The sequence below is a fragment of the Flagellimonas alginilytica genome, assembly GCF_042134605.1.
Taxonomy (GTDB): Bacteria; Bacteroidota; Bacteroidia; order Flavobacteriales; family Flavobacteriaceae; genus Flagellimonas; species Flagellimonas alginolytica.
Genome location: NZ_CP169638.1, coordinates 2,143,007 through 2,161,146 on the forward strand (window position 1 = coordinate 2,143,007; position 18,140 = coordinate 2,161,146).

18 protein-coding genes and 1 tRNA gene are annotated in these 18,140 nt (G+C 41.6%); 14 read left to right on the forward strand and 5 right to left on the reverse strand.

The window, feature by feature from the left end; all coding sequences use genetic code 11:
• Positions 1–12: 12 nt before the first annotated feature.
• Positions 13–1,254, reverse strand: a complete 1,242-nt coding sequence (locus ABTP35_RS09470) for a glycosyltransferase N-terminal domain-containing protein (protein WP_293296774.1) — start codon at positions 1,252–1,254, stop codon at positions 13–15.
• Positions 1,255–1,335: 81 nt separating this feature from the next.
• On the opposite strand from ABTP35_RS09470, the gene ABTP35_RS09475 reads away from it, so the two are divergent.
• From ABTP35_RS09475 to odhB, 5 genes are all read left to right on the forward strand, one after another.
• A complete protein-coding gene (locus tag ABTP35_RS09475; RefSeq protein WP_293296772.1) occupies positions 1,336–2,490 on the forward strand; it encodes a DegT/DnrJ/EryC1/StrS family aminotransferase in 1,155 nt (384 codons plus the stop codon).
• A gap of 1 nt (position 2,491) precedes the next feature.
• Positions 2,492–3,511 carry a UDP-glucose 4-epimerase GalE gene (galE, locus tag ABTP35_RS09480; RefSeq protein WP_293296771.1) on the forward strand — a complete coding sequence of 340 codons (1,020 nt, stop codon included), beginning with the start codon at positions 2,492–2,494 and terminating at the stop codon, positions 3,509–3,511.
• Between the two features lie 39 nt (positions 3,512–3,550).
• Positions 3,551–3,907: a hypothetical protein gene (locus ABTP35_RS09485; protein WP_293296769.1), complete on the forward strand. Its 357-nt coding sequence runs from the start codon at positions 3,551–3,553 to the stop codon at positions 3,905–3,907.
• A gap of 265 nt (positions 3,908–4,172) precedes the next feature.
• Positions 4,173–6,971: a 2-oxoglutarate dehydrogenase E1 component gene (locus ABTP35_RS09490; protein ID WP_252078911.1), complete on the forward strand. Its 2,799-nt coding sequence runs from the start codon at positions 4,173–4,175 to the stop codon at positions 6,969–6,971.
• A gap of 22 nt (positions 6,972–6,993) precedes the next feature.
• Complete coding sequence (odhB, locus tag ABTP35_RS09495; RefSeq protein WP_224835530.1) at positions 6,994–8,211, forward strand: 2-oxoglutarate dehydrogenase complex dihydrolipoyllysine-residue succinyltransferase; 1,218 nt, start codon at positions 6,994–6,996, stop codon at positions 8,209–8,211.
• Positions 8,212–8,278: 67 nt separating this feature from the next.
• Here odhB and ABTP35_RS09500 read toward each other — a convergent pair whose 3' ends face one another.
• On the reverse strand, positions 8,279–8,719 hold the full coding sequence (locus ABTP35_RS09500; RefSeq protein ID WP_293296767.1) for a retropepsin-like aspartic protease: 441 nt from the start codon (positions 8,717–8,719) through the stop codon (positions 8,279–8,281).
• 102 nt (positions 8,720–8,821) lie between these two features.
• Between ABTP35_RS09500 and ABTP35_RS09505 the strand changes: the two genes are divergently transcribed.
• From ABTP35_RS09505 to ABTP35_RS09545, 9 genes are all read left to right on the forward strand, one after another.
• A complete protein-coding gene (locus ABTP35_RS09505; protein ID WP_293296765.1) occupies positions 8,822–9,433 on the forward strand; it encodes a hypothetical protein in 612 nt (203 codons plus the stop codon).
• A complete protein-coding gene (locus ABTP35_RS09510) occupies positions 9,430–10,197 on the forward strand; it encodes a TatD family hydrolase (protein WP_293296764.1) in 768 nt (255 codons plus the stop codon). Before ABTP35_RS09505 ends, ABTP35_RS09510 begins: the two co-directional genes overlap by 4 nt.
• Positions 10,198–10,200: 3 nt before the next feature.
• Positions 10,201–11,232 carry an asparaginase gene (locus ABTP35_RS09515; RefSeq protein WP_293296762.1) on the forward strand — a complete coding sequence of 344 codons (1,032 nt, stop codon included), beginning with the start codon at positions 10,201–10,203 and terminating at the stop codon, positions 11,230–11,232.
• Positions 11,233–11,298: 66 nt separating this feature from the next.
• Positions 11,299–11,386, forward strand: a tRNA-Ser gene (locus tag ABTP35_RS09520).
• A 77-nt stretch (positions 11,387–11,463) separates the two neighbouring features.
• Positions 11,464–12,192, forward strand: coding sequence for a MotA/TolQ/ExbB proton channel family protein (locus tag ABTP35_RS09525; RefSeq protein ID WP_224835525.1), 729 nt, complete (start codon positions 11,464–11,466; stop codon positions 12,190–12,192).
• A 26-nt stretch (positions 12,193–12,218) separates the two neighbouring features.
• Positions 12,219–12,656 carry a hypothetical protein gene (locus tag ABTP35_RS09530; RefSeq protein ID WP_224835524.1) on the forward strand — a complete coding sequence of 146 codons (438 nt, stop codon included), beginning with the start codon at positions 12,219–12,221 and terminating at the stop codon, positions 12,654–12,656.
• 10 nt (positions 12,657–12,666) lie between these two features.
• Positions 12,667–13,272 (forward strand): biopolymer transporter ExbD, encoded by a 606-nt coding sequence (locus tag ABTP35_RS09535; RefSeq protein ID WP_224835523.1) that lies wholly within the window; start codon positions 12,667–12,669, stop codon positions 13,270–13,272.
• Positions 13,273–13,284: 12 nt separating this feature from the next.
• Entirely contained in the window at positions 13,285–13,767 is a 483-nt protein-coding gene (locus ABTP35_RS09540) for a biopolymer transporter ExbD (RefSeq protein ID WP_224835522.1), read from the forward strand.
• Between the two features lie 73 nt (positions 13,768–13,840).
• Complete coding sequence (locus ABTP35_RS09545; protein WP_293296757.1) at positions 13,841–14,530, forward strand: porin family protein; 690 nt, start codon at positions 13,841–13,843, stop codon at positions 14,528–14,530.
• On the opposite strand, the gene ABTP35_RS09550 is transcribed toward ABTP35_RS09545, so the two are convergent.
• The 3 genes from ABTP35_RS09550 to asnS are packed head-to-tail and all read right to left on the reverse strand — an operon-like array spanning position 14,525 to position 18,066.
• Positions 14,525–15,127: a hypothetical protein gene (locus ABTP35_RS09550; protein WP_252078918.1), complete on the reverse strand. Its 603-nt coding sequence runs from the start codon at positions 15,125–15,127 to the stop codon at positions 14,525–14,527. The two genes, ABTP35_RS09545 and ABTP35_RS09550, sit on opposite strands and share 6 nt — an antisense overlap.
• A complete protein-coding gene (gene rpoN / locus ABTP35_RS09555) occupies positions 15,127–16,584 on the reverse strand; it encodes an RNA polymerase factor sigma-54 (protein ID WP_224835519.1) in 1,458 nt (485 codons plus the stop codon). Before rpoN ends, ABTP35_RS09550 begins: the two co-directional genes overlap by 1 nt.
• A gap of 48 nt (positions 16,585–16,632) precedes the next feature.
• The gene (asnS, locus tag ABTP35_RS09560) at positions 16,633–18,066 is read right to left on the reverse strand and encodes an asparagine--tRNA ligase (RefSeq protein ID WP_224835518.1); all 1,434 of its coding nucleotides are present in this window, start codon (positions 18,064–18,066) and stop codon (positions 16,633–16,635) included.
• Positions 18,067–18,140 lie beyond the last annotated feature (74 nt).

Consider the following 18,140-nt stretch of genomic DNA (forward strand, 5'->3'; position numbering starts at 1 on the left):
GCTAACCAAAATTTAAATATTCTGAAGTTGCTCCATAATCAAATCGGTGGCGCCCTTGTTGGATTTTATGTAATCGGAGTTGATGGCACCTATGCTTTTTATGGTATTTGGGTCGTGGATCAGATCATCCATCAAACTAAAAAAACTGTTTTTGTCGGCAATCGGAACAATGCCTCCTGCAAAAACAAGATCTTCTGCTTCTTTGAACCCCTTATATCGTGGTCCGATTATTATGGGCACACCAAAAACAGCAGGCTCCATGGTGTTGTGCAATCCTGTGGCAAAGCCACCCCCTACATAGGCAATATTGGCGTAGCTGTAAATTTTGGTCAATAAGCCGATTGTGTCCACGATAAGCACATCGAACTCCGTTAGATCTGTATTCCCCAATTCCGAGTAAAGCACAGTTTTTTTGGTAAGGGCGGAGATGATTTTGTCCACATGTGGTTTTTTTATTTCGTGTGGTGCAACCACAAATTTTACTTGCCCCTGTGTCTCGTTAATGTATTCGATCAGGATTTCCTCATCTTCGGGCCATGTGCTACCTGCCACTACACATAAATGGTTTGCCTTAAAGCGATCCATAAAACCCAACCGATTGTCCCGCTTCAAAATTTCCGAAACCCGATCCAATCGCGTGTCACCACTAATGGTTGAATTTGGAAAGCCAATGGCGGTCAATAGTTTTTTTGAATTCTCATCCTGCACAAAAAAGTGTTCGAACTTGCCCAAACTTTTCCGCATAAACCCACCGTAGGGTCTAAAATAGATCTGTCGTTTGGAAAAGATCGCCGAAATCAAATAAACAGGAATGTTTTTGTTGTGTAAATGGAACAGGTAATTGGGCCATACTTCATACTTTACAAAAATGGCAAATTCTGGATGAATTAGGTTCAGGAATCGTTTTACATTGGCATTGGTGTCCATTGGTAAATAAACAACCACATCGGCAACTGTTGTATTTTTCTTTATTTCATATCCGGAAGGGGAAAAAAAAGTGAGGACAATTTGGTGCTCGGGATATTTTGTTCTCAATTTTTCCAAAATCGGCAACCCTTGTTCAAATTCGCCAAGGGAGGCAACGTGCATCCAGATAGATTTTTTTTTAAGGTCAAGACACTTCTCCAAAATGGAAAAGGTCTTTTTTCTGCCCTGTACAAATAATTTGATCTTTTTATTAAAAAGGGCGATCGGTTGAAGAACAAGCCAAGTTGTATACACCAGAATGTTGTAAAAGAAACGCAAAGGCACCATTTTTTGCTAAAATACATTCTTTCGCTTAGGTAGCATTATGGCATCTTAATTTCTTAATTTTGACATATCAATTTACGTAGGATGAAAAAAATTCAAATGGTTGACCTAAAAGGTCAATATGAAGGTATAAAGACCGAGGTCAACGAAGCCATAGCAGAAATCTTGGAATCCTCTGCATTTATAAACGGACCCCATGTGCAGGCTTTCCAGAGCGAGTTGGAAGCGTATTTGGGTGTTAGGCACGTAATCCCATGTGCCAACGGAACAGATGCGCTTCAAATATGTATGATGGGTCTTGGGTTAGAGCCAGGTGATGAGGTGATTACCGCGGATTTTACTTTTGCGGCCACAGTGGAGGTAATCGGGTTGTTGCAATTGACTCCTGTTTTGGTAGATGTTGATTTGGATACCTTCAATATAAATATTGAGGCCATTGAAAAAGCCATAACTCTAAAAACCAAAGCTATAGTGCCTGTGCATTTGTTCGGTCAATGTGCCAATATGGACGAAATTATGGAGTTGGCCCAAAAACATAATTTGTATGTAATAGAAGATAATGCGCAAGCCATTGGTGGTTCATATTATTCGAAAGATGGTTCCAAACAAAAAGCAGGGACCATTGGGCATGTTGGGGCAACTTCTTTCTTCCCATCAAAAAACTTGGGCTGTTATGGCGATGGTGGGGCTATTTTTACCAACAACGATGAACTGGCACATACCATTCGAGGTATTGTGAACCATGGAATGTACAAACGGTATTACCACGATGTGGTCGGGGTAAATTCAAGACTGGATTCCATACAGGCGGCAGTTTTAAGGGCCAAACTACCTAAATTGGATCATTACAACCAAAAACGCTGGGAGGCAGCAGCAAAATACTCCAAGGCATTCGCAGGACAGGAACATATAGTGGTTCCAAAAATTTCGTGCGGCTGTGAAATCCAAAAAAGTGTATGCGATTGCCATGTGTTCCATCAGTACACGTTGCGGATAACCAATGGCAAACGAGATGGTCTGGTACAACATTTAAACGATAACAGCGTTCCATGTGGTGTATATTACCCAGTTCCACTACATAGGCAAAAAGCCTATCTGGATGAGCGATATAGGGAAAACGATTTCCCTGTAACCAATCAATTGGTGAACGAGGTGATTTCCCTTCCTATGCATACCGAACTGGATGATGAGCAAATTGATTTTATTGCCAAATTGGTCATTGACTTCGTAAATTCATAAAATGAAAATACTTGTGACCGGTGGTTTGGGATTTATTGGTTCCCACACCGTAGTGGAATTACAAAATGAAGGGTTTGAAGTGGTTGTTGTGGACAATCTTTCCAATTCATCGTTGGATGTTTTGGACGGTATTGAGGCCATCACCGACAAACGTCCCATTTTTGAAGAATTCGATCTTCGCGAAAAACCAAAAGTGGAATCCTTCTTTCAAAAATATCAGGATGTTGCAGGTGTAATACATTTTGCAGCATCCAAAGCAGTAGGAGAGAGCGTGGAAAAACCCTTGTTGTATTACGAGAACAATCTTGGGGTCTTGGTCTACATACTTCAAGAATTAAAGAAAAAGCAGCGTGCCAATTTTATATTTAGCAGCTCGTGCACCGTTTACGGTCAGGCAGACCAAATGCCAATAACCGAAGCGGCCCCGGTAAAACCAGCCGAATCACCGTACGGCAATACAAAACAGGTAGGGGAGGAAATCATTAAAGATAGTTGTAAGGTCAATCCGCAATTAAAAGCTATTGCATTGCGGTACTTTAACCCGATCGGAGCCCATGCGTCCGGTAAAATAGGGGAGCTGCCCATAGGAGTACCTCAAAATTTAGTGCCTTTTATTACACAGACCGGTATGGGGCTGCGAGAACAACTTTCTGTATTTGGAGACGACTATCCTACGGAAGACGGAACCTGTATAAGGGATTATATCCATGTAGTGGACTTGGCAAAGGCCCACGTAGCTGCATTGCAACGTTTGTTAAAGGATAAAAACGAAGCTAACTATGAAGTTTTTAATTTAGGTACTGGCAAAGGAAGTTCGGTTTTGGAAGTTATCCGGAGCTTTGAACGAGTTTCCGGACAAAAATTAAATTATAAGATAGTGGATAGACGTCCTGGCGATGTTGTCCAAGCATATGCGGATACTACAAAAGCAAATAAAGTTTTGGGTTGGAAAGCCATATCCACTCTGGATGAAGCTATGGAATCGGCATGGGAATGGGAAAAAAACGTTAGAAGTAGGTAAACGGAAATCCCAAAGCATCATTTTTCACGTACATCATGTATGTTCCCTAAATACAATAACAGTTTAGAGTTGCTGGAAGGTGTTCGTAAAGAAGACCTGTACCCGAAATTGTTGCAACAGCTAAAAAAGGATTTTGATTTGGCCAATGTGCCAATCAATATTCCCGTGGATATAACCCCAAAAGAGCTCAAGAGTACCATACATGAAAAGGTGTATTACCTGATCGTCGAAAAATTTCCCGACTATCTCAATTTGTTGTATGTAGTGGATATACCAGAAAACCAAGTCAAGAATATAGATGCAACCGATGCGGTCGATATCTCTGCTGAGGTATCTTTTTTATTGTTGAAGAGGGAGTGGCAAAAGGTTTGGTACAAGACCAAGTACAGTAGTTAATCTTCAAAAATCGTAAATCCCATCGAAACAAGAGTGCAATTTTAAGTTGACGCAATTTTTTCCGACCTAACCAATGGTTCAGTATATATTATTTTCAGTTTCGGTACGTAACTCTTTCTAAAAATTTCATTTTTATCGCTATCATGACCAATCTGTAATATAGTTGTAAATTTGAATAAGAAATTAAATGGATTGCAAGCATATAAATGCTAAAACCCGTATTTTTGACTAAAATTTTCCATAAATATTTGGAGAAACATAAGGAATGGACAAATATTCTTTTTTAAACGCTGCGCATACTTCATTTTTTGCGGAGCAATACGATAGATATCTAACGAATCCCGATAGTGTAGAGCCCAGTTGGAGGGCTTTTTTTCAAGGATTTGATTTTGGTTTGGAAAACGCCGCCGAAGATTTGGGGGTGGAATCCGAAAAAGGTGGAATGGTCGTGCTTGCCAATGGAAGGAAAGTCGAGATGCCCGAAACCTTGCAAAAGGAGTTCCAGGTTATTCGCTTGATCGATGGTTATCGCTCTCGCGGACATCTTTTTACCAAAACAAACCCGGTAAGGGAAAGAAGAAAATATGAGCCAACTTTGGAATTGTCCAATTTTGGACTTTCACAGGAAGACTTGGGTACCGTTTTCGATGCCGGAAAAATTTTGGGCATAGGGCCATCGTCTCTAAAGAACATAATTGCCCATTTGGAGAGCATTTATTGCGATGCGATCGGTGTGGAGTATATGTACATCCGAACCCCGGAACGTATTCAATGGATTCAAGATTGGTTGAACAAGAACGACAATCACCCCAATTTTACTCCCGAAGAAAAGAAAAACATACTCAGAAAGCTTAACGAAGCGGTTTCCTTCGAAAGCTTTTTGCATACTAAATATGTAGGCCAGAAACGATTTTCGCTGGAAGGTGGGGAATCTTTAATCCCCGCTTTGGACGTAATCGTGGAAAAAGCTGCAGACCAGGGCGTAAAACAGTTTGTCGTAGGCATGGCCCATAGAGGGCGCTTGAACGTTTTGACCAACATTTTCGGAAAATCGCCCAAAGATATCTTCAGCGAGTTCGACGGTAAGGACTACGAAGAAACCATATTCGATGGCGACGTAAAGTATCACTTGGGTTGGACCTCTACGCGAGAAACCGATTCAGGGAAAATAGTGAACATGAACATTGCCCCGAACCCATCACATTTGGAAACCGTTAACTCCATCGTGGAGGGAATCTCAAGGGCAAAACAAGACCGTGACCACGGAGATAATATATCTGAAGTATTACCGATTTTAATTCACGGAGATGCCGCATTCGCTGGACAGGGCGTCGTGTACGAAGTAATCCAAATGGCGCGGTTGGACGGTTATACCACAGGAGGTACCATCCACATTGTAGTGAACAACCAGATCGGGTTTACCACCAATTATTTGGATGCAAGGTCCTCTACCTACTGTACCGATGTGGGGAAAGTGACCCTGTCGCCCGTACTGCATGTAAATGCCGATGATGCCGAAGCGGTAGTGCATGCCACAACATTTGCCCTAGAGTATAGAATGCGTTACAAACGCGATATTTTCTTGGATTTATTGGGGTACAGAAAATATGGGCACAACGAAGGCGACGAACCCAAATTTACCCAGCCCTTATTGTACAAATCCATTTCCAAACACGATAACCCTAGAGATATCTATGCTGCTAAATTGATTGCGGAGGGTATCATCGATGAGAATTATGTGAAGGATTTGGAGGAGAAATATAAAAACGATCTCGAAGAAGATCTTTTGGACTCCCGTAAAATTGAAAAAACCAGGATAACACCTTTTATGCAAGATGAGTGGGAAGGCTTTGAGCAAGTTACCGAAGAGGTAATGCTAAAACCTATGGATACCACATATGATCTTAAAAAGATGGATCAGATTGCACAGAGCATCACAAAGCTTCCAGAAGATAAAAAGTTCCTAAGGAAATTGGTTCGACTGGTAGAAGGTCGTCATAAAATGTATTTTGAGGACAACAAACTCGATTGGGCCATGGGCGAACTATTGGCCTATGGATCATTACTGGAAGAAGGGTACGATGTAAGGATGACAGGTCAAGATGTCGAGAGGGGAACCTTTTCCCATAGGCATGCTGTCATCAAAACAGAAATGCACGAGGAGGAAGTGGTCTTGCTGAACGAGATGGGCGAAAACCAAAACGGAAAGTTCCATATCTATAATTCGCTGCTATCGGAATACGCCGTGATGGGGTTTGATTATGGTTACGCTATGGCAAGTCCAAAAACGTTGACCATTTGGGAAGCCCAGTTTGGTGACTTCAGTAACGGGGCCCAAATCATTATTGATCAATATTTGTCATCCGCAGAAGATAAATGGAAGTTGCAGAATGGATTGGTCCTGTTGTTACCGCACGGTTACGAAGGGCAAGGCGCCGAGCACTCGTCTGCCCGTATGGAAAGATACCTGCAATTGTGTGCCAAGGACAACATGTTCGTGGCGGATGTAACCACACCTGCCAACCTGTTCCACTTGTTCCGTAGACAAATGAAAGCCAATTTCCGCAAACCTTTGGTGGTATTTACCCCAAAGAGCTTGCTAAGACATCCAAAAGTAATGTCCACCAAAGAAGAAATGGCCAACGGCAGTTTTCAAATGGTCATTGATGATGCCGAAGCAAAAGCGGCCAAAGTAAAAAGCTTGGTATTTTGTACCGGTAAATTTTACTATGATCTTTTGGAGAAAAAAGAGGAACTTGGTCGAGATGATGTAGCTTTGGTAAGGGTGGAACAATTGTTCCCGTTGCCGGCAAAGCAAATGCGGGCCATAATCAAAAAGTACAAGAACGCCGACGATATTGTTTGGGCACAGGAAGAGCCAAGAAATATGGGTGCCTGGAGCCATATGTTAATGCATTTGGACGAGGCCAAACAATTTAGGGTGGCATCACGTAGGTTTTACGGTGCGCCGGCAGCAGGTAGTGCAGTTCGTTCCAAGAGACGACATGCCCAAGTATTGGACTATGTGTTCGATAAGAGTAAGGACAATATGTTAATAAGATAATTCAAGTATAAACTATAATAGAATGGTTTTAGAAATGAAAGTTCCCTCACCAGGGGAATCCATTACAGAGGTAGAAATCGCCGAGTGGTTGGTAGAGGATGGAGACTATGTAGAGAAGGACCAGGCCATAGCCGAGGTAGATTCGGACAAGGCAACATTGGAGCTTCCTGCAGAGGAGAGCGGAATTATTACCCTAAAAGCTGAGGTAGGCGATGCCGTAGCGGTAGGTGAGGTCGTTTGCCTTATCGATACCAGTGCGGAAAAACCAGAAGGCGCAGGGTCATCGGCCAAAAAAGAAGAGCCGAAGAAAGAAGAACCAAAAAAGGAGGCTGCCAAAGCAGAGGAACCCAAGAAAGATACATATGCTTCTGGGACCCCGTCTCCAGCGGCCAAAAAAATATTGGACGAAAAAGGAATCGAGCCATCATCTGTTTCCGGTAGTGGAAGAGATGGCCGCATCACAAAAGACGATGCGGTAAAAGCCAAGGCCTCCATGGGTACGCCAACAGGTGGAAGCCGTGGGGAAAGCCGTTCCAAGTTGTCCATGTTGCGCAGAAAAGTTGCCGAACGTTTGGTAGCTGCCAAAAATGAGACTGCCATGTTGACTACCTTTAACGAGGTGGACATGACGGCAATCTTCGAACTGCGAAAGCAATACAAAGAAGAGTTCAAGGAGAAACATGGGGTTAGTCTTGGGTTTATGTCTTTCTTTACCAAGGCCGTTATCCGTGCATTGCAAATGTATCCTGCGGTAAACTCCATGATCGATGGAAAAGAAATGATCTCTTACGATTTCTGCGATATCAGTATAGCAGTTTCGGGGCCAAAAGGGTTGATGGTTCCGGTAATCAGAAATGCAGAAAATCTTACGTTCCGTGGTGTTGAATCCGAAGTTAAACGTTTGGCGATAAGAGCAAGGGAAGGGGAGATTACAGTAGACGAGATGACAGGAGGTACCTTTACCATTACCAATGGAGGTGTTTTTGGTTCCATGTTGTCTACCCCGATCATTAATCCTCCACAGAGTGCCATTTTAGGAATGCACAATATTGTGGAACGTGCCATTGTTAGGGATGGTGCCATTGCCATAGCCCCGGTTATGTATGTAGCACTTTCTTACGACCATAGGATTATCGATGGAAAAGAATCCGTTGGTTTCTTGGTTGCGGTAAAAGAAGCGTTGGAAAGCCCGGAAGAATTATTGATGGACGGCAACGTGAAAAAAGCGTTGGAACTATAATATAAAGAGAGTCAAGTGCCCTGAGTATAGTCGAAGGGCCTTGTATTGCTCGAACTTGCAAATGCCTTTACTTTTTTAAGTAGAGGCATTTTTTGTTGTAATCGATTATGGCCTTGCCTTTTTTAAGGATGTCCGCCCCGATAATTCCGTCTACGGGCAATGCATTATGTGCAAGCAGTGCATGGTTCACATGTGAAAGATCGAACACAACTACCTTCTGTTTTTTCTTTGTCCACTCCCCGATCTGTATTTTGTTGCTGGAGGATATCAAAGTTTCCATTTCTGTGGCCCCGGCTCCCGCTGCCTTAATATCGGTAGCTTCCGAAATCATTTCAAAAAACTCGATTTTATCCATTCCAACACAAGTGTTGGAGGCACCGGTATCCAAAATAAATTTGCCTGTAACACCATTAATGCTGGCCGTAAGCTCAAAATGATTGGTTTGCGTAAATGTCAAGGGGATTTTAATATAATCTTTAGATCTCAGGAATTTTTTAAGTGATGTCATATTATTATATGCGGGAGTGTTGAACCTTGAACGATCAAAACATCTTTTAATATAATCGTAAACAAAGTTTTTGGACGTCTAAGATAAACCTATTTTTGTGTTATGGTTTGTTTTAACAGCAACAAGGTCCTCCTTTCGGTTTTTGCCATGTATTTGTTGGTCTCATGTGATTTCAACAAAAAGGAAATCGATAAGGAGACTATAGCAAAAGCTTATATCCATGGATTGAATACCTCTAACTATGATCAAGTGGTAGGTTTGTTTTTGGACAGTGTTCGGTTCAACGAAATGGATTACAGGAGAACTTTTTCCAAACAAGGGTACAGGGATCTGTTCCAGTGGGATTCTGTATTTAGGCCAAAGTATGCCATTTTGGAAATAAAAGATAAGGATAACGAACTCCATTTAAAGGTTTCCAAAAAGTGTGACCGCATACTCTTTTTGCAGAATAAACCATTTGTCACACATGAGGTCATGAAGATTGAAGAAGGCAAAATACAAAGTATTGATGTAGTGGAATATTTGGATTTTAATGATGACCTGTGGGTAAGAAATAGAGAACAATTGGTCAACTGGGTCAGTGAGCACCATCCCGAATTGGATGGGTTTATCTATGATCAAACCAAAGTAGGTGCACAAAACTTCACAAAAGCAATGGAATTATACGGCAATAGGAACAATGTTGCGGCAGAGCAAGAAAATAGCAGTAAATGATTATAACAGATACGCATACCCATTTATATAGCGAAGCCTTTGAGGAGGATAGGGCGGAAATGATGCAGAGGGCTTTCGATCAAGGAGTGCAAAGGTTTTTTGTGCCGGCAATAGATTCTACCTATATAAAATCCATGCTGGATTTGGAAGCCGGTTATCCCGAGAATGTTTTTCTGATGATGGGATTGCACCCGACCCATGTAAAGGAAAACTACAAGGCGGAATTGGCCATTGTGGAGGAATGGCTGGCAAAACGAAAGTTTTACGCCGTAGGAGAAATTGGAGTGGACCTATATTGGGACAAAACCTTTTTGAAAGAACAACAAGAGGCATTTGCGCATCAGATCCGACTGGCAAAAAAATGTCAATTGCCAATAGTAATACATTGTCGTGATGCCTTTGATGAGGTCTTTGAAGTACTGGAGCAAGAAAAAGGAGAAGGGCTTTTTGGCATTTTTCATTGTTTTACCGGAACCATGGAGCAGGCTCAAAAAGCCATTTCCTATAATATGAAGTTGGGCATCGGTGGGGTGGTTACGTTTAAAAACGGGAAGATTGACCAGTTTTTGCACAATGTTGGACTGGAGCATATTGTTTTGGAAACCGATGCTCCCTATTTGGCACCCACCCCATATCGTGGCAAACGGAACGAGAGTTCCTATATTGTAAATATATTGCAAAAACTATCCTCCATTTATGGAATGCCGGAGGAAGAAATTGCCGAGATTACGACTAAGAACTCCAAAGACATATTCGGGATCTGACCTATGAAAAAAAAGCCCAACATATTATTGATCTACACCGGGGGTACCATTGGTATGGTAAAGGACTATAAAACCGGTGCGCTCAAGGCCTTTAATTTTGAGGAGCTGGTAAAAAATATCCCAGAGTTAAAACAATTGGATTGTAATTTGCACGGAGTGTCGTTCGAAAATCCCATAGATTCTTCCAACATGAATCCGGAATACTGGGCGGTCATTACATCAATTATCGAGTCTCATTACGAAGAAAACGATGGTTTTGTGGTGTTACACGGTAGCGATACCATGAGTTATTCCGCGTCGGCACTCAGTTTTATGTTGGAAAATCTGGCCAAGCCGGTCATTTTCACAGGTTCCCAATTACCCATTGGGGATTTGCGCACCGATGCCAAGGAAAACCTGATAACCTCAATAGAAATAGCGGCACTTCAAAAAAAAGGCAGGCCGGTTGTGCAAGAAGTCGGATTATATTTTGAATACAAGCTCTACAGGGCCAACCGGACCACCAAAATAAATGCAGAACATTTTGAAGCATTTGATTCATTGAACTATCCGCCCTTGGTGGAATCCGGGGTACATTTAAAGGTGAACGAGAATATTTTATTGAAGAAAACCACCAAAGGCAAGTCGTTGCAGGTGCATAAAAATATGGACAACAATGTGGCGATTTTAAAATTATTTCCGGGATTAAACCGAAAAGTACTGCATTCAGTGCTCCAAATTCCCGAATTAAAGGCGCTTATTTTGGAAACTTATGGTGCAGGAAATGCCCCAATGGACAAATGGTTTTTGTCAGAATTAAAAAAGGCTGCAGAAAAAGGATTGCATATTATTAATGTAACCCAATGCTCGGGAGGCAGTGTTTTTATGGGACATTACGAAACCAGTGAAAAACTCAAGGAGATGCAACTGGTTAATGGAAAGGATATTACGACCGAAGCTGCCATTGCCAAGGCAATGTACCTTTTGGGGACAAGGGTTCCGGACAAGTTGTTCAAGACGATTTTCGAGACACCGCTCCGTGGTGAAATGCTGTAAAATTAACGCCTCAAATTTCTATAACTAATAATTTTTTTGTTTATTGGTCGCCCTAAAAGAAACAATAGAGAGGTGGCCGAGTGGTCGAAGGCGCACGCCTGGAAAGTGTGTATACACCAAAAGTGTATCGAGGGTTCGAATCCCTTCCTCTCTGCAAGGTATTTTAGTTTTTCTATTATAAAATTTTATATCTTTAACATTATTAACTAACTAAATTTAAGTTTAAGTAAAATGAAAAAAATATCCTTTTCTCTGGCTGCTGCCGGAATGTTTGTGATGGGAACTACAACTGCATCTGCAGCAATGTTGCAAGAAGAAGCTGAAGCCAGCAAAGGTTTCACCCAAGTTTTAAAAGAGCAATTTATCCAAGGAGGTCCTGCCTTTATGGGTATCGTGTTGCTTTGTTTGATTTTGGGATTGGCCGTAGCCATCGAAAGAATTATTTATTTGAATTTAGCAACCACCAATTCCGCTAAATTGAAGCAACAAGTTGAGGATGCTTTGGCTTCAGGTGGTGTTGAGGCCGCTAAAGAAGTTTGTAGAAACACTAAAGGACCTGTTGCTTCTATCTACTATCAAGGTTTGGATAGAGTTGACGAAGGATTGGAATCCGCAGAAAAAGCTGTTGTGGCTTACGGTGGTGTACAAATGGGTCAATTGGAGAAAAACGTTTCTTGGTTGTCCTTGTTTATCGCTATTGCTCCCATGCTTGGGTTCATGGGTACGGTAATCGGTATGATTCAGGCTTTCCAGAAGATTGCTGCAGTAGGTAACTTGAGTGCCTCATTGATTGCAGGGGATATCCAGGTGGCGTTATTGACGACCGTATTCGGTTTGATCACGGCGATTATCCTACAGATTTTCTACAACTATATTATTGCTAAAATCGATAGTATCGTAAACGATATGGAAGACAGCTCAATCGCTTTGATCGATATGTTGGCTGCCCACAAGAAATAATTACGAATTAAAAACTATCGAGAATCATGAATAAAATAGTAAAAATATTACTCATCGTCATCGGATTGCTTGCGGCCGTTCTTTGGTTCTCCCTTCCGTCTGCCGATGATCCAGGAGCCATAAATAGCGGCTCAATGAACTTCATGTTCATTATCATGTACATCCTTTTGGCTATTGCAGTTGTAACTTCAGTAGTATTTGGATTTGCAAAATTGTTTTCCACAAAGGGAAGCTTAAAGAAAGCTCTTTTTGCCATTGGTGGATTGGCCATTGTAGTGGCCATATCCTACGGGCTTTCTTCAGATAACATGGCTGTGGTAGAAGCTATGTCCGAAAGAGGCGTAGAGACCACGGAAGGCACTGTGAAAAACATTGGAATGGGATTAAACGTATTTTTTATCCTTACCCTAGTAGCGGTAGTTCTAATGGTAGTACCAGGTTTGAAAAGAATGTTTGTAAAGTAAAAAGTTAATTATGCCTAGAAGAAAAGGAGCACCGGAAGTAAATGCCGGCTCCATGGCGGATATCGCGTTCCTCTTGCTTATCTTTTTCTTGGTGACCACCACCATAGAAACTGATGCAGGTCTGGATCGAATGTTACCGCCGATCGAGCCGCCAGACACAGATGTTGTTATTAAGCAGAAAAACATTTTTACTGTTAATATCAACAAGAATGGACAACTTTTGGTTGAGGATAACTTGATGGAAATTAAGGATTTAAGAAAAGCTGCTACCGCGTTTTTGGAAAACGGTGCAGACGGTACTTGTGCCTACTGTAAAGGTAGAAAAGATCCTTCCTCATCAGATAATCCGACCAAAGCCATTATCTCATTAAAAAATGACAGGGAGACCAAGTATAGTACATACATTACCGTTCAAAACGAATTGGTGGGTGCGTACAACGACCTGCGTAACCGTGAAGCACAACGTTTGTTCGGAAGGGATTTCACCAAAATGGAAGCAGAATACCTTAATCCAGAAACCCCATCCAGCGTTAGAGATGATTTGAAAGACAAAGTGAAACGTATCCAGGATATGTTCCCACAAAAACTTTCAGAAGCAGAAACCACAACCAATTAACAACTATTTAATATGGCTAAGTTTACCAAAAAGAAGGATGGCGATTTGCCAGCGGTATCAACGGCATCGTTGCCAGATATCGTTTTCATGCTACTGTTCTTCTTTATGACCGTGACCACGATGAAGGATAGTTCTTTAATGGTTGCCAATACTCTTCCAAACGCTTCGGAAATAAAGAAGTTGGAAAAGAAAGATCGCGTGATTTATATTTATGTGGGGACACCTACGCAAGAATATCAAAAGGTATTTGGTACAGAACCAAAAATCCAATTGAATGATAAATTTGCCAATGTGGACGAAGTAGGTTCATTTATTTTGGCAGAACGTGCAAAGAAACCGCAAGAACTTCAAAACGTATTGACTACTGCTTTGAAAGTTGATAAGGAAGCAAACATGGGCCTTATCACCGACATAAAGCAACAATTGAGAGAAGTGAACGCTCTAAAAGTGAATTATACCACTTATGAGGGGGATGCTTTTAACAATCTACAGTAGACAATAGCTTAGATTTAGTGGGAAACGCTCCAAATTTTAATTTGGGGCGTTTTTTGTTTAAATTGTTAATGTAATGCTTCGTAAAATTCTACAGATTTTTTTGGGTATGGTGCTTTTGGTATCGTCCTTACCCGGCAATGCCCAAACAACTACATCCAATCCGCGTTATTTGGAAGACCAGTTTTATGTGGGGGTAGGGTATAATGTTTTATTTGATAAGCCCGAGAATGTATCGCAACGTAACCTCTCTTATAATCTGCAGTTCGGCTTTATTAAGGATATTCCGTTCAATGAGCGAAGAAATATTGGGATTGGTCTGGGATTGGGGTACGCCATTAATGCCTATTACTCCAACGTGATGGCTACAGAAGGGGATAATATAATTACATATGGGATTGTGGACGAGGCCGATTTTAACCGTAGTAAGCTGGGAACCCATACTATTGAATTACCATTAGAAATTAGGTGGCGTACTTCAACAGCTGAAGACTATAAGTTTTGGCGGATCTATGCAGGCGCACGTTTAGGGTATGTTTTTTCCGGTAGATCCAAATTGGTTACCGATATGGGGAATACCACCTTTAAAAATCCAGATATCGAGGAATTCCATTACGGTCTCACCCTTAGTTTTGGATACAATACCTGGAATTTACACGCTTATTATGGATTAAATAATTTACTCAAGGAGGAAACAGAGTTGGAAAATGGTGAACCTATCGACTTTAGTGTGCTCAGAGTAGGTTTAATATTTTATATCCTATAACCAGTACTTCAAAATAATCAGCTGGGAACAGCAACCCAATAAAAAGCCAATCAATAGTTCGTTCTTAGTATGTGCTCTAAGATATAGACGAGAGGTTGCTACCAAGCCTGTAAAAAGGGTGAATAAACTGATTGCTATGGTAATGTTGATCTCAAAATGAATGCTCAGTGCGATCATAAAGGTGAGAATACTTCCCATGCCCAATAAGTGCATGCTTGTCTTTAATTTAAAAAACAACAAAATCAAGGTGGCACTAGTGGCCGTAAGTAAGCCGGTAAAATAGTAAAAGAGCTCGTGCACGTAATTATTGGGAATAACCTTGTACAGAATCATCAAAAATATAATACAGCTAATATATAAGGGATATTTACGTTCCTGTACGGTAGGTAAAAAGATGGAATTGATTACCCCGAGATTTTTTAAGATCAAAAAGAAAATGATCGGGATGATCACCGTAAGAATAAAAATCGGTAGAATATTGCCGCTCTGTACTTCCAAGGTACTGTAAGGGGCGATCATAAAATAAACAATGGTTCCTCCGATAGGTACGAACAAGGGATGGAACAGGTAAGAGATAATATGGAATATGTGGCGCATCAGATTTCTTTTCTTAACCGTGCCACAGGAATCCCAAGTTGTTCTCTATATTTGGCCACGGTACGCCGGGCAATTGGATACCCCCTGTCCTTTAAAATGGTGGCTAGTTTCGCGTCTGTTAAAGGTTTTTTCTTCTCCTCGTCCCGAATAACGGTCTCCAAGATCTTTTTTATTTCTTTGGTGGATACATCTTCTCCCTGCTCATTTTTCATAGACTCCGAAAAGAAATCTTTGATCAATTTGGTGCCGTAGGGCGTATCCACATATTTGCTGTTGGCCACCCGGGAAACGGTAGAAACATCCATATCAATTTTATCGGCAATATCCTTAAGGATCATGGGGCGGAGCTTTCGCTCATCACCGGTCATAAAATATTCCTTTTGATATTCCATTATGGTGCTCATGGTAACAAACAGTGTCTGTTGACGTTGCTTTATGGCATCGATGAACCATTTTGCCGCATCAAGCTTTTGTTTGATGAACATTACCGTATCCTTTTGGGACTTGGACTTTTCCTTTGCATTTTTATAGCCTTCCAACATATTGCTGTAATCTTTGGACACATGGAGTTCCGGGGCATTTCGGCCGTTAAGCGAAAGTTCCAGTTCGCCATCCACAATTTTTATGGAAAAATCTGGGACAATATGTTCGATCATCCGGGTGTTGCCCGAGTAGGACCCACCTGGTTTGGGATTGAGTTTTTCTATTTCAGAAATGGCATCTTTTAGCTGTTCTTCGGTAATATGATGCTTCTGGATCAATTTGGAATAATGCTTTTTCGTAAAATGATCAAAAGATTTTTCCAAAATGCTTGTTGCCAGCTCTATGGACGGTTTCTGACTTTTACGCTTTAGTTGAATGATCAAACATTCGTCCAACGATCGTGCTGCCACCCCTGGTGGGTCTAGGTCTTGTACAATCTTGAGGACTTGCTCTATCTTCTCTTCCTCTACGTAAATATTCTGTGTAAAGGCAAGGTCGTCCATAATATCGGTAAGTGGCCTTCGAATGTAGCCACTTTCATCCACGCTGCCTACTAGGAACTCGGCAATGGCCCATTCTTGATCATCTAAATAGACGGTATTGAGCTGATTGAGCAAATATTGGTTGAACGATGTGCCTGCAGCATACGGCACGCTCTTGTCATCATCTTCCGCACTATAATTATTGGCTTGTGTGCGGTAATCGGGAATCTCATCGTCACTTAAGTAATCGTCAATGTTGATTTCTTCAGTATCAATGTTTTCACTATCCGCGGAATCATCGTAAGTATCCTCATAAACATCATCCAGCGCATCGGATTCTTCCTTGCCGCTCTCCAATGCAGGGTTTTCCTCCAACTCTTGCTTTAACCTTTGTTCAAATGCCTGGGTCGGCAATTGAATAAGTTTCATGAGCTGAATCTGCTGTGGAGACAGTTTTTGTGAAAGCTTAAACTGTAGATGTTGTTTTAGCATACGGATTGATGATTAGCAATCTTTCCTATGTAAAATAATAAAATCAAATTAAAACTCGGCATTCTGGGGTGTCCTCGGGTAAGGTATCACATCTCGAATGTTCCCCATTCCTGTTGCAAACTGAACCATACGCTCGAACCCAAGGCCAAAACCACTGTGGACCGCTGTGCCGAATTTTCTTAGATCCAAGTACCACCAAAGTTCTTTTTCGTCAATATCCAGTGCTTTTATTTTTTGTTGAAGTACATCCAAACGCTCTTCACGTTGGGAGCCTCCAACAATTTCGCCGATTCCAGGGAAGAGTACATCCATGGCGCGAACCGTTTTGCCATCCTCGTTCAAGCGCATATAAAATGCTTTGATGTTGGCAGGGTAATCAAAAAGAATTACTGGACATTTAAAGTGTTTTTCTACCAAAAAGCGTTCGTGTTCGCTCTGCAGATCTGCGCCCCATTCATCAATAGGGAACTGGAATTTTTTCTTTTTGTTGGGTTTGCTGTTCTTTAAAATATCGATGGCCTCCGTGTAGGACACCCTTTTAAAATTGTTCTCAACAACAAACTTTAATTTTTCGATCAGGGCCATTTCCGAACGCTCGTTCTGTGGCTTGGTCTTTTCCTCGTCCAAAAGGCGTTTTTCCAAGAATTCCAAATCATCCTGACAGTGATCCAGCACATATTGGATGATATATTTTATAAAATCCTCTGCAAGGTCCATGTTGGCATCCAGGTCGTAAAAGGCCATCTCGGGCTCTATCATCCAGAATTCTGCCAAGTGGCGGGATGTGTTTGAGTTTTCCGCTCTAAAGGTGGGTCCAAAGGTGTATACCTTGCCCAAGCCCATGGCGTAGGTCTCTGCCTCTAACTGACCAGATACGGTAAGGTTGGTCTCCTTTCCAAAAAAGTCTTGGGAATAATCCACATCCCCGGCATCGTTCAAAGGTGGGTTTTTGGCATCCAAAGTAGAAACACGGAACATTTCACCTGCACCCTCGGCATCGGAACCGGTTATGATAGGGGCATGCATATAGTAAAAGCCATTTTGCTGAAAATAGCTGTGTACGGCAAAGGATAGCATAGATCTTACGCGCATTACGGCCGAAAATGTATTGGTGCGTACCCTTAGGTGGGCTTTTTCGCGTAAAAACTCCAACGAATGTTTTTTGGGCTGGATAGGGTAGGTCTCCGGGTCGGCTGTACCATGCACGAATATATCCGTAACCTGGATCTCCACACTTTGTCCACGACCTTGACTTTCTTCCAGGGTTCCTGAAATTTTTAATGCAGCTCCTGTAGAAATTTGTTTGAGGATCGTATCGTCCAAATTTTCAAAATCAACTACACATTGTAGGTTATGAATGGTGGAACCATCGTTCAAGGCGATAAACCTGTTACTTCTAAATGTTTTTACCCATCCATTTACTTCAACGGAATCTCCTACGGGTTGCTTTTCCAGCAATTCTTTTATGGAATAAGACATCATTCTAAAACTATCGTAATTAAGTTGGTAAAGATAGGTTTTTGATAAAAAATGATGGCAATGGAACGGCTTAATTT